The sequence below is a fragment of the Bacillus cereus group sp. Sample62 genome (assembly GCF_036851315.1).
In the GTDB taxonomy this organism is placed as follows: domain Bacteria; phylum Bacillota; class Bacilli; order Bacillales; family Bacillaceae_G; genus Bacillus_A; species Bacillus_A wiedmannii.
Genome location: NZ_JAFLPK010000001.1, coordinates 2,898,242 through 2,910,938 on the forward strand (window position 1 = coordinate 2,898,242; position 12,697 = coordinate 2,910,938).

A 12,697-nucleotide genomic window follows, 5' to 3' on the forward strand; every position below is an offset into this window, starting at 1 on the left:
CTAATTAGAAACGATATACTAAGCCGTACATAATAAACATATTTATGATAAAAATTGAAAGAGCAATTGGGACTTGCGCTTTAATAACCGCATTTTTATCTTTTAGCTCTAAAAGCATTGCCGGAACGATATTAAAGTTTGCTGCCATTGGAGTAAGTAACGTTCCGCAATATCCAGCAAACATACCAAGAGCTGCCATAATTGCTGGGTTTCCACCGTGCATTTGAACAATTAAAGGTAAGCCAATTCCGCCAGTAATTACGGCAAACGCTGCGAAAGCATTTCCCATTACGACTGTAAAGAGCATCATTCCTAAACAATACGCCATAACAGCTACAAACGGATACTCTGTCGGTAACACTTGTCCAACTAAATCAGAAACGACTTGTCCAACGCCAGACTTTGCGAAAATACCGCCAAGTGCCGCTAACATCTGTGGTAAAATAACAGCCCAGCCGACAGCTTGTAATAGTCTGCTTCCTTCTTGAACAGGCGTTGTTATTTTCGATTTTGTAATACGCATCGCCGCAACGAATGCAAGTAATGCTCCTAGTGCTAATGCTACTAGCGTTACTTTATCTGGATCAACAAGAGAAACATTTCCCCATTTGATTTTTCCTAACGTTAGCGTACCGATAATTGTAAAAATAGGAATTAATAGTGCAGGCATAAAAATTTTATTTTTTAATTTCTCCGCATGTTTCACACGTTCTTGCACCGGTACTTCTTTCTCCTCTGATTTTGTTACTTTGTTTAGTGAAGCTAACACGACCATAGCGAGCACGATACAACCAACGTAAAACGAAGGGATTATATTTCCGAATAAAAACGTAACTGCAAATAACGCCCAAAATAAGCTAGAACCAAATCGGTTTGGATGTTCACGATCAAATGCAATACGAACAGCGATAAAGGCAACGATTATACCTAATATGTAATAAATTGTATCCATTGTGATGATGTTCATTTTATATTGCCTCCTTCTCTTCTTTTTCTTTTGATTCCATCGTTTTCGCTATATATTTATCAAATCTTCTAAATCTGATCCAGCTCACGATAAGTGCTGATATTGCAGTTGGAATACCCCAAAGCGCCATATCCCATACACCGACATGCATACCTACTGAATCGAAGAACCCTTTCATTAATAAAATAGCTCCAGTTGCAATAAATATATCCTCTCCGAAAAACCAAGCTGTATTTTCCGCGGCTGCTGCATTCGCTTTAATCTTTTCTCTCAACTTTTCAGGAAGCTTACCATATTTTCCTTGCGCAGCCCCTTCTGCCATCGGTGCAACGAGCGGTCTTACTGTTTGCGCATGACCACCAATATTCAGTCCAAGTGCTGCTGATGATTCTCTTATCGTAAAATATGACATTAATACTCTTCCAGTTGTTGCGCCTTTTGATTTCGTTATAAGTGCTTCTGCTCTTTCTTTTAAACCGTAACGTTCTAAAATTCCGATTACCGGTAAAGTTAGTATAATAGGCATAGACATATATCTATTTTCTATGAAAAATTTACCGAACATGCTAATCACATCATAAAAACTTAATCCTGAAACCATACCAGTAACAATACCTGCAACCATAACTACTAAAAGTGTATTTAATCTAAATAAAAAGCCCACTGCAACAAGTAGTATCCCGATTAATTTAATCATTTCAGCACTTCCCCCTATTTTTTATTTCGGTGCACAAATAGAAATATCATTAAGTTCGAATGTTCTGTATATTTTTTTCGCAAATTGGACTGCTTTCTCTCCATCACCATGTAAACAAATTGTTTGTGCTTGAACTGCTACTTTCTCCCCATTCACCGAATTTACATATCCTTCTTTCACCATTTGAAGCACTTGCCTTATCGCTTCGTCTTCATTTTTTATAAGCGCATTTTCTTCCGTACGGCTCGTTAACGTTCCATCTTGCTTATACGTACGATCAGCAAAAGCTTCTTGTACGAGAGTTATATTGTATTTTTCCGCAGCCTGTATAAACGCCTCGCTATTTGCTAATCCGTAAAGTAATAGATTAGGATTACTATCATAAATTGCCTTCGTGATTGCATCTGCAATTTCCGGATTTGTCGCCGCCATATTATATAGGGCACCGTGCGGTTTTACATGATGCATTTTCCCGCCTGCCGCTTTCACAAAAGCGTCTAATGCACCGATTTGATATAAAACGTAATCGTATACTTCACTTGCTGAAACATTCATGTTTCTTCTTCCAAATCCAATTAAATCAGGAAAACCAGGATGCGCGCCAATTGCTACGTTATGCTGCAGTGCCTTTTCGACCGTTTTCCTCATTACAGTCGGATCACCTGCATGAAAACCACAAGCAACATTTATAGAGGAAACGAACGGAAGAATTTCATCATCATTCCCCATTTTATATGCTCCAAAACTTTCTCCTAAATCACAGTTTAAATCGATTGCCGTCAAGATATTTCCCTCCTAATGTCAGCTTCGTAAAGTGATGAATTTCTTTAATAGATTCATATTTACTTCTTGTTCTATGTACAATTGTTCCGCTTCTTCAAGCGTAATTTTCTCAAAAGAAACGTAGTCCCCTGGTTTTAACTGAGCAAGAAGTGGTAAATCTACTGAAATAATATTTCCCATTCTCGGATAGCCACCCGTCGTTTGCCTATCTACCATTAATATAATTGGCTGTCCACCATTTGGAACTTGAATCGTCCCAAATGTAACGGGACTCGATAAAATCTCTTTTTCTTCCACTCTATTTAAAACTTCTCCTTCAACTCTATAGCCCATACGGTCAGCGTAATTAGATACTTTATACTCTTTCGTAAAAAATGCCTGTTTACTTTCTTCTGTAAATTGATCATATTCAAAATTAGTTATGACGCGAAGCTTAGGATATTTCTTATACTTTGGCAGTACGCTGCTGCTAATTGCCCATTTCGTTTTCATTCGCTCATCCTTTTGTAAGTTTTGAATAAAACGACTCGCTATTTCGGAGTGCGTACCAATTTGAAAATAATCTCCTTTTTTCAGCATTCTTCCCTCAATACCACCAATTGCAGCACGTATGTAAGTACTTTTGCTTCCCATCGTACGATCAATATGTATACCACCTGCAAAAGTCACATACGCTCTGCAACCGCTTTTCACTTTCCCAAAACAAAGCATGCTACCTTCTTCCGCTAAAATGGGACGCCATAATGGAATACGCTTCCCATTGAGTAACGGCTCCATATTTGCTCCGCCAATCGCGAGTAACGTCGTTTTCTTTATTAACAATTTAGGTCCCATAATTGTCATTTCAAGTCCTGCTTCATTCTCTTCATTACCGACCAACATATTGATCATCCGAAGTGCACTTTGATCCATAGCCCCGCCAACTGGTACACCATATTGTTGATAATGAGACCGCCCTAAATCTTGGACTGTTGTAAACATCCCTGCATGTAAAACCTCTACATCCATTCTTTAGCCCCCTCAAGTGATACGTACTCTTCCTTCGTTATCGGGATAAATCGTAAATACATACCGCTTTGAATATAGGTTGGTGTTTCTTCTTCTGGATTAAATAAGGAGATCGGAGTTCGGCCAATAATATTCCATCCACCCGGTGTTTCAAGCGGATAAATACCTGTTTGATTTCCGCCAATACCTACTGAACCAGGAGAGATTTGCAACCGCGGTGTTTCTTTTCTAGGTGTTTCTAGTTCTTTTGATAGTCCTCCTAAATACGGGAACCCTGGTGTAAAACCTAGCATATACACAAAATATGTTGTTTCACTATGTATTCGAATCACATCTTCTACTTGTAAACCATGATAATGTGCCACCTCTTCTAAATCAGGTCCATATTCTCCCCCGTAACAAACGGGTATAGAAATATGTTTCACATCTCGTTTCAGCTCTTCCTTATACGTATCTAATATTCCAGTTATGTATTGGCATACGTAATCATACGGTCTTATCTTTCTATCATTTCCCTTCCATACTTCATACAAATTGTAGTAAACGGCTAATGAAGTAAACGATGGAACGCATTCAATCATTCCTGCAAACGGATGTTGCTGCAGTGCTTGAAATAGTCGTTGCACTTTTTCGTATGTATCCATCCCGATTTCTTCACCAAATGTAACAATAATTGCTTGATCCCCTAACGCAGAAAATTTCATCCTACTCCCTCTTTCTATGCCAAAAAACCGAGTTCTTTCGAAATGCGATGGGCTGTTTCTTTCACCTTCGCAATAAAATATGGAATGTTACTTTCTTTATACTCAATTGCTAATCCCGAAATACTAATTCCCGCTACAACCGTTCCATCGCTTGCAAAAATGGGCGCTGCTATAGCGGCTGTATGATTTTCTAACTCAGAGTAGCTAATTGTGTGTCCTTCCTTTTTCGCCATTTGTAACACTTCTAGCAATTGTTCCTTATCCACAATTGTTCCATCCGCAAACTGTTTTAAATCCGTTTCCTCTATGTACTTCCGTTTCTCCTCCTTAGAGAAATACGATAGTAAAATTCTCGGACATGCACCCGCATAAAGTGGAGCTCTTCTTCCAACCGCTGTATACACTCGTACAGGCTGAACGCCTTCCATCTTTTCCACATAAATCGCGTCATTACCATCTTGAATAATTAAATTAACTGCCTGCCCTAAACTATTTCTAAGCTCTTTCATATATGGAATCGCAATATTTCTTACAGATAATCTTTGTGAAACAAGTTGACCGAACCGTAAAAACACGACTCCTAAATGATATTTCCCCTTTTCGTTTTTTTGTAAAAACTCCATTTCTTCTAACGAGCCAATTAAACGATAAACAGATGTTTTCGGCATACTCGTAAGCTGAACCATCTCTGTTAAACTGAGCTCGTCATGCTCATAAAACAACTCTAAAATATCCATTGTTTTAACTGCCGTTTTATTTATACTCATTCTATCTCCCTCTTGTTCCGAATTTCGGAACTTAAATTCCGCTTTTCGAAACAAATATATAATTTAAAATTATAAAATATTCTTTCAATTCTATCAATATTTTTTTCACATACATAATCCGATATATTTTGTCCGCTATTAAAAAAACACAAATAATATGTGATTTATATAGAATGAAAGGCTCTTGAATGATTGACAGAACTTTAACACGTGAAGAACGAACTATTAGTGAATGTAATTTATATTGGAGTGATTCGCTTCCTGACAGTGAATATAAAATTAACTTTAGAAATCACGACGGTTCAATTTCTAGAGTTCACCTTTCATTAATAACACTGATATAAAAGAAAATATAAAGAGCATGTATTGATCAATTTTTGATCAATACATGCTCTTCTCATAGTTATTTAAAGTATTCTTTTTTTAACATGATTGATTGTTCCTTCGTACAACTAACAAGTCTATTAGTGACGTATTACTTATTTTTCAAAATCGTTCTTTTAGCTTTTTTAATAATTCTACTAGTTGATTTTATATCAGTATCCTTTTCCCATTCTTCACACAGGTTCATTACCCAATCCGGTTTCGTCTTACTTGCATCATTTAACCAGTTTCCAACCGAATCTTGTACATATTTTGATGGATCTGATTTAAGTAAATTAAGAATGGGAAGTGCTTTTTCAGGTTCTTGTTTTAATATTTCAATATGTTTACTCCATACACCTCGAGGACGAATAGATTCTACAGAGAACCTACGAATATTCTCATCTTCACTTTTTGCCCATTCTACTAACAATTCCACACTTTCTTCTATATTTTGTGAAAGATCTTCTCTAATAGACATCCAAGCAATTTCTCGAACACCAAAATGATGATCCGCCGCAAAAGATCGAATATACGTTAATGTATCTTTTAATGTGTTATTTGATTTTTTATTCATAAATGCTGCCCAACATCGTACACTATCTGAAATATGATCAGATAATTTTATCAGTATGTCTTCCTTGTTTCCTTCATACTCTTTGAGTATAATTTCATCCAATAAAGTTCCTGTTATTCGTATGACTTTCATTCCTGTTTCAACGTTCTGTTTTTCTAATTCAGCTACTATACATTCCAAACTATTCTTGAGTCCTATTGAAGGTAAGACATTTTTAAGTAGTTCAATATGATTTATAGCTAGCCATTCTGTTAGATTAACACTTTCTATTTTCCCTTGCTGTAGTAATTGTAAGACCTCTTTAGGAATTTCGTTTACTTTTCTGGCTCCTTTCCTGTTTAAAATAACTTCTGCTTCTTTCGTTATCATTTAAATTCCCTCCTTGCAATACTATCTTCAAATAAACAGAGGCCATTTTGAAAAATAATAATCAAAATGACCTCTGTCTTTCTTAAATGAACATTCAGTTTTACAAAAAATGTGATTTAAATCCACCAGAAGAATATTTCTCCCATACTTGCTTTATAATGCTCTTACTTGCTTCAACGGCCAGAAAACAGCTTGTCCTTTTCCGACAATTTCATCTTCTGAAATAAATCCGAACATACGACCGTCTTTAGAAACTTCACGATTATCGCCTAAAACAAATACTTGGCCTTCTGGCACTTTCGTTTTCCCTGTAATTTGTTCTAACGTAAAGTCTGGAGTTAATACACGGCCCGTCGCTTTTTCTTTAAATTCTTTTAAATATGGTTCTTCCATCGATTCACCGTTTACATATAAAACATCATTTTTATACTCCACTGTATCGCCTGGTAAACCAATTACTCGTTTTACTAAGTCGTATCCTTCTTTTCCGTGGAAGACGATAATATCAAAGCGATCTAATCCACTTATACTATAACCAATCTTATTCACGAGAACTCGTTCGTTATTTTCTAAAGTAGGCATCATCGATTCACCTTGCACTAATGAAGGTGTAAATAAAACACCGCGAATAATTACGATTAATACAAGAGTAAATCCTATCGTTTTAGCCCATGAGAATAATTCTTTCTTCGTATTTTCCTTCATCGTTTCTCCTCTTTCTTACGTGTTTATTGTATGATTTGAACTAATTCCTGTACTAAGTTAGGATCAATTTCAGAAAAACATGATTTTCCTTCTCTTACCGCTGTACCGACATGAGCTTGCGAAATTCCAGTTTCATCAAGCAATCGCTTTATATTTTCTTTCGTCACGCCAGCTCCAGCTACAAGTTGAATTTGACCATCGCTTACCTTTTGCATTTCTGTAAGCACCGGTATATTCTCTACTATATTTCCTTGTCCACCTGACGTTAAAACGTGAGTCACTTTATGAAACTTCTTTAAAGTTCCCATCGCTTCTACTGGATTTTCTATATCATCTATTGCACGGTGGTACGTTACATTTATTCCATCTACAACAGATAGTAAATCCGCTAATTTCTCTTCATCCACTTCATTTCGTTCGTTTAATACGCCTAATACAACACCAGCTGCACCTAACTTCTGCGCAATGATAATATCTTCCTTCATCATTTCAATTTCTTCTTCCGTATATGTAAAAGACTTCGCATGCGGACGAATCATAACGTGAATCGGTATATGTACTGCTTCTACCGCTTTTTTAATAAATGCATAACTCGGCGTTAAACCGCCTTCTGTATAAGATGTAATTAATTCAATTCGCTTCCCGCCAGCTCGTTCAATTCGTTTTACATCTTCTAAACATGTTGCAATAACCTCTAGCATGAGATGACCTCTTTTCGTGCTTTTTTCTTATTATAACATTAGTAAAAATAAGAAACCTAGCTTTCTCCTATAAAACTGTAAAAAGAAGAATGAAAAGAAAGATTTTTTCAATTGATGACGTTTATTGGTGATTTTATATTCTAAAAAAAAGAGTAACCCCTAGAACTTCTGACTAGGTATCACTCCTTTTTATTTTAGTTATTTTTCTTTGTTACCTCATTATAATAGTGGCTAAATGCTTCTACTAATGCGTCAACTGACGCATACAATTCTTCTGGTGTATTATCTACCCCTCCCATTTCAATAAGTAAAGCATTTGGAGAAAGATCTTGATTATATACTCCGTTACCGCTTTTACGATCTTTAATAAAAATCCCTCGGCTTAAACCGTAATACTTCTCATCTAAATATGAATTTATTGCTGTTACTATTTTTTTATTTTTTTCAAAGTTAGGATTTTCTCGTCCTAAAATAAAATAGAGCCGTGCATAATTCTTTCCGTTAATATTTTTTGTTGTAGTATTTTTTCGCGCATCGTCCCTATGTAGGTCCATTGGAAACATAATATTTTTATCTTGTGCTAATTTATCTTGTAATATTTGACGGGACCCTTTGTAAGATTGGGCCCAATTTAAATTTTTATTTCGCAGAAAATCCCTCATATTTGTCGTATCATGTGAAACACCTATTCCTTTTTCTTCTAACTTTTGTTTTAAATAATTTCCAACAAACGTAATATTCACTTCATTATTTGTACTAGAAGCATCATCGGGTATAGTGGCACCTGGAATTAGAGGAATAAACGACTCCCAACTATGTGTATGATAAATAAAAACTTTATTTTCACCGTTATTTTGAGTATTTGAATTGTTTTCTTTCTCACTCTTTGGGTGTTTTATAGCAGTACCTTTATTTTTAATATTCTCTAATGGAACACTAGATTCTTCGGGAATGTTAGTATAATCCGTTCCCTCTCCAGCAATTAATATTTCCGAATAAAATTGATTCATATTTGGAAGTTCTCGAGTTAATAAACTTCGGAGATCATTTACATTAATATTTGTAGAAAGTGAAAGCAAAAAAGATTCCAAAGACGCTCGTCCTTTTTCTTTATGAAATTCTTCTGCAAAATAACGATTTTCACTTCCTATCATATACATAAGACCTTTAGTAGAATTCGTTCCCAATAATTGATTAATATAATACGATTTAAATACGTTTGAATTACTAGAAATGAAGAATGAAGTGAGAATACATATAATGGTGAATAAAATACATATCATTACATACTTTATATTAAATACTTTCAGTTTCACTTTATTCATTTTATATCTCCCTTCATTTACTATATTCTTACGCATATTTTTTAAGTAATATGATTAATAATTTAATAGAACTACCTCAACTACTATGTTTTCATGTAACCTCTTTCCGTAAAGTGAATGAGGTTACATTTGCCGTGCGCAAATATCATCAAATATTTTAAAAAAAATTTAAATAACCTGAGTCTATATAAAATATAGAACTCAGGTTATTTAATACGGTTTACTCGACAGGAGGCGCTGCATTTTGATGGAATTTTTTATTTTTCAATCTTATTTTCCATGTCAATGCCTAATTGTTCTTTCAATAACTTCATACCTTTTTTTGTAAGATGGACGGCTCTATTCTTATCCGTTTTTGTAATCCATTCCTGTTCAAAAAATAGTTTTGCTATCGCAGGTCCTAACCAACCAGAAATATGGTAGCGTCGTTCACTCCAATCAAGACAAGGTTTTGCAAATACCCTCCTCTTTATTTCTGCTGTTTCAATATTTATTCCAAAATTCAGAAACCATTGCTTACCTTGTTCCGTTACAATGTATTCTCCTTCCTCTAAAATTATAAATTCCCTATGTAGTAACTTTTCAGTTATCTCTACACCGAGCCTGCCTGCAAGATGATCATAGCAAGTTCGAGCATAACGAATTTGTTTTAGCTGATCCGATTGTTTTAAAGACCGAACTTGGACTGTTGGTGCAATTGTTCCTAACTTTTCAAGAACTTCTGCTACCTCTTGATTAGCAAGTCGATAGTAACGATGTCTACCATGTTGTTCAACTGTAAGTAGATTCCCCTCTACTAATTTAGAAAGATGAGAACTAATCGTTGGATGTGAAACTTTTGCCTTATAAGCCAATTCACTAGCAGGTAGTGCCTGATTGTTCATTAAACAATCTAAGATAATTGCTCTTGTAGGTTCAGCAATTAGTTTAGCTATATATGAGATATTCGGATATACATTCATATTTCGATGATACTCTAACTGTTAAATTGATACAATTATTTTAAGTTTAATAGTAAAGGAGAATGTATTATGAATGCAATTGATCTTAGTATATTAAATTTGAAAGAAACGAGAAGGCGCTCAGAAAAATTATGGAATTCTCTTCCCGATAATTTTCTTAATTGGAAGCCTGATCATGAGGCTATGTCCTTTGGTGAGATGATTCGTCATGTTTGGACCTCAACTTTTTACTATCATATGATTTTAAAAAACAACGGCTCAATAAATGACATACATATCCCGTATGATAACGAGCCAATTACTTGTGTAAAAAAAGAAATTGAATTGGCACAATCATACTTTACTGACTTCATAGAATATGTTCAATCCATAAGCATAGCTGAGCTAGATTCAACCCTTATTGATCGAAGCGATGTTGGCTATCAAAGATATTTAGGCGACATGCTATTACGAATTGCCTATCATGATGCGGTCCATGCAGGTCAATTTTTACAATATTTACGAATGGTACACTTGGAAAGACCTTTAATTTGGGATTAAAAGTTGTCAAATTAACATTGCAATAAATATTCTTTCAGCCAATAACAATCCAAAATCATGATAATCATTTATACTAAAAATCTACATCTCAATTTGGTACGTCGCACACATAAAAAGCACGTGTTCGATTAGTAATCAAACATGTGCTTTCAAAACAACTATATTGTCCATAAACAATAAAATATAAGTTAAAAAAACTACGATTGAAACGCCGCATCCGCTAATATAGATAGTGTTGCATCATCCATCGGTGGATTGTGCAATCCTGCTCTGACGTTTAAATAGTAACGGTGAAGCGGATTTCTTTCTGATAAACTTTTGGCCCCTACGATGCGCATCGCTTTATCTACAATAGATATAGCCGCATTCGTTACGGCATATTTCACTGCCGCTAATTCTGCTTGCAATGATAATTTATCTTCTGCCTCATCGTACTTTTTCGCAATTTGATATAAAAAGACGCGAGCTTGCATAAGTTCGAGTTCTAATTCTCCAACCAATCTTCTAATATTCGGTAATAAACTAATAGAATGGTTTAAACTATTTGGCTTGTATGATCCCGCAAACTGAACTGCATAATTTCTTGCTGATTGTGCAATTCCTAAATAACATGCTGGTATATGTAGCAACCAGCCAATACCCTTTTGTTTCACTTTCCCGCCCTTTACATCTGTAAAAAAGCGACTTTCTATCTCTACATTTTGTAAGACAAGGTCGTGACTAGCAGTCCCTCGCATCGCTACGCTATCCCACGTTTCTTCAATGGATACACCGAGCGTATTTCTCGGAATGACAAACTCACCAACTTCTTCTCGGCCTTCAATACTCGCTAAAATAATAAAATAATCAAGTATTGGCGCCATCGTTGTAAAGGTTTTTCTTCCATTTATAATCCACTTCTCGCCTTGTTGAGTCGCCCTTGTTTCTGGTTTACCGCCACGCGTCGGACTCCCTGTTTTTGGTTCTGTTGCTGCCCGGTTAAAAAGTGCACCGTTACGCACTTCTTCGCAAAACCATTTGAACATCTCATCATTCCAAGAGTGATTTTCCGCTAGCTCTTTCACAATGCCAAGATGCCAGCCAATCGATAATGCAGTAGCTCCGCAGCCTTCCGCGATTTTCTCTTGAAATAAAACGAAGTCATATAAAGAAATCGCACTACCACCAAATTCCTTCGGTAACGTTAATTTCGTATATCCGATATCTTTCAAATCGCTCATATTTTCATACGGAAATGATCCTAATTCACTTAGTTGATGCTCCCTTTCCATGAACTTTGGAAGCAATTTATTTATTTGTGCAATAATGAAAGATTGTTCTTCTGTTTCAACAAATGAGAGTGCCATACTATAATCTCCTTTATGCTCGATTCATCAACCGCTCACTTTTTCATTATGATTATATGAAGCTACCTCTCTATTGTTTCACTATTCCGATAAAAATACAATGTTTTTGACTAATAAGAAAAGTTCCTATTTAAAGATAGGTTCTTTTCTTATATTAGTCTCCCTTCAATGCCTTTAATGGTAAAGAGGTTACATATCCAATGTACGAGAATAATTCTTTAAAGAAGAATGGAATTTCTGTATCTAACGTTTTATATGCTGATGTCGGCGTTGGTGAAGCATACGCTTCAATATTAATATGTTTTGCGATTCTCATTGCGCGTTTCATATGAAGTGGATCACTTACAATCGTGTATGTGCGTATTCCGTTCTCTATTCCAACTTCCTTCGCATTCTTTAAGTTTTCTTCTGTGAAAAGGGATTTTGTTTCAATTAAAATATCTTCCTCTTTTACACCTTGTTTCATTGCATATACTCTTGCAGTACGCGCTTCCTCAAGTTCTGCCTCGAACTTTGTACCACCTGTAAAAATAATCTTTTTAATATCTCCGTTCTTATATAAAGAAATCGCATGATTAATTCTTTCTTTAAATACAGGAGATGGTTTTCCGTTCCAAGAAGCTGCTCCTAGTACGATACCAGCATCCGTTTTCACGCCATCATTTGTTTTAAAACGATAACTCCAAATATCATAAGCTGCATAACTTACATATAAAATAGCAGAACAAATCATTAGTAAAAATACTTGAAAGATTCGTCTTTTCTTACTCTTCTTATTTTCTTTCATTTGTAATTGCCTCCGTACATCATCCATACTTCTATAAAAAAACATTTATATCAAATCGTTTTGTTTGAGTTTATTTAAAAGAAGGAACTTTACTTG

The 12,697-nt window shown here is 35.3% G+C and carries 14 protein-coding genes; 1 reads left to right on the forward strand and 13 read right to left on the reverse strand.

From position 1 onward, the window contains the following. Positions 1-4: 4 nt before the first annotated feature. From J0835_RS14735 to J0835_RS14785, 11 genes are all read right to left on the reverse strand, one after another. Complete coding sequence (locus tag J0835_RS14735) at positions 5-967, reverse strand: DUF979 domain-containing protein (RefSeq protein WP_087981074.1); 963 nt, start codon at positions 965-967, stop codon at positions 5-7. Between the two features lies 1 nt (position 968). Next, positions 969-1,664: a DUF969 domain-containing protein gene (locus J0835_RS14740; protein ID WP_060631398.1), complete on the reverse strand. Its 696-nt coding sequence runs from the start codon at positions 1,662-1,664 to the stop codon at positions 969-971. Positions 1,665-1,685: 21 nt separating this feature from the next. Continuing rightward, positions 1,686-2,447: a 5-oxoprolinase subunit PxpA gene (pxpA, locus tag J0835_RS14745; RefSeq protein ID WP_087981075.1), complete on the reverse strand. Its 762-nt coding sequence runs from the start codon at positions 2,445-2,447 to the stop codon at positions 1,686-1,688. Between the two features lie 18 nt (positions 2,448-2,465). Then, positions 2,466-3,455: a biotin-dependent carboxyltransferase family protein gene (locus tag J0835_RS14750; protein WP_087981076.1), complete on the reverse strand. Its 990-nt coding sequence runs from the start codon at positions 3,453-3,455 to the stop codon at positions 2,466-2,468. Next, positions 3,446-4,159 carry a 5-oxoprolinase subunit PxpB gene (pxpB, locus tag J0835_RS14755; RefSeq protein ID WP_087981077.1) on the reverse strand — a complete coding sequence of 238 codons (714 nt, stop codon included), beginning with the start codon at positions 4,157-4,159 and terminating at the stop codon, positions 3,446-3,448. The genes J0835_RS14750 and pxpB overlap by 10 nt, the downstream gene beginning before the upstream one ends. 14 nt (positions 4,160-4,173) lie before the next feature. Then, positions 4,174-4,926, reverse strand: a complete 753-nt coding sequence (locus J0835_RS14760) for an IclR family transcriptional regulator (RefSeq protein WP_087981078.1) — start codon at positions 4,924-4,926, stop codon at positions 4,174-4,176. A gap of 475 nt (positions 4,927-5,401) precedes the next feature. Beyond that, positions 5,402-6,235, reverse strand: a complete 834-nt coding sequence (locus J0835_RS14765) for a DNA alkylation repair protein (protein ID WP_087981079.1) — start codon at positions 6,233-6,235, stop codon at positions 5,402-5,404. Positions 6,236-6,388: 153 nt separating this feature from the next. Further along, positions 6,389-6,940 (reverse strand): signal peptidase I, encoded by a 552-nt coding sequence (gene lepB / locus J0835_RS14770; RefSeq protein ID WP_087981080.1) that lies wholly within the window; start codon positions 6,938-6,940, stop codon positions 6,389-6,391. A gap of 23 nt (positions 6,941-6,963) precedes the next feature. Next, entirely contained in the window at positions 6,964-7,641 is a 678-nt protein-coding gene (locus J0835_RS14775) for a copper homeostasis protein CutC (RefSeq protein WP_087981081.1), read from the reverse strand. A 194-nt stretch (positions 7,642-7,835) separates the two neighbouring features. After that, positions 7,836-8,966, reverse strand: coding sequence for a stage II sporulation protein P (spoIIP, locus tag J0835_RS14780; protein ID WP_087981082.1), 1,131 nt, complete (start codon positions 8,964-8,966; stop codon positions 7,836-7,838). 257 nt (positions 8,967-9,223) lie between these two features. Then, the gene (locus J0835_RS14785) at positions 9,224-9,928 is read right to left on the reverse strand and encodes an ArsR/SmtB family transcription factor (RefSeq protein ID WP_087981083.1); all 705 of its coding nucleotides are present in this window, start codon (positions 9,926-9,928) and stop codon (positions 9,224-9,226) included. 69 nt (positions 9,929-9,997) lie between these two features. Between J0835_RS14785 and J0835_RS14790 the strand changes: the two genes are divergently transcribed. Next, positions 9,998-10,468: a DinB family protein gene (locus J0835_RS14790; RefSeq protein ID WP_087981084.1), complete on the forward strand. Its 471-nt coding sequence runs from the start codon at positions 9,998-10,000 to the stop codon at positions 10,466-10,468. Positions 10,469-10,665: 197 nt separating this feature from the next. Here the strand turns inward: J0835_RS14790 and J0835_RS14795 are convergent, their stop codons facing one another. Beyond that, a complete protein-coding gene (locus J0835_RS14795; RefSeq protein WP_087981085.1) occupies positions 10,666-11,814 on the reverse strand; it encodes an acyl-CoA dehydrogenase family protein in 1,149 nt (382 codons plus the stop codon). 154 nt (positions 11,815-11,968) lie between these two features. Further along, positions 11,969-12,601, reverse strand: a complete 633-nt coding sequence (locus J0835_RS14800) for a YdcF family protein (protein ID WP_000662228.1) — start codon at positions 12,599-12,601, stop codon at positions 11,969-11,971. Positions 12,602-12,697 lie beyond the last annotated feature (96 nt).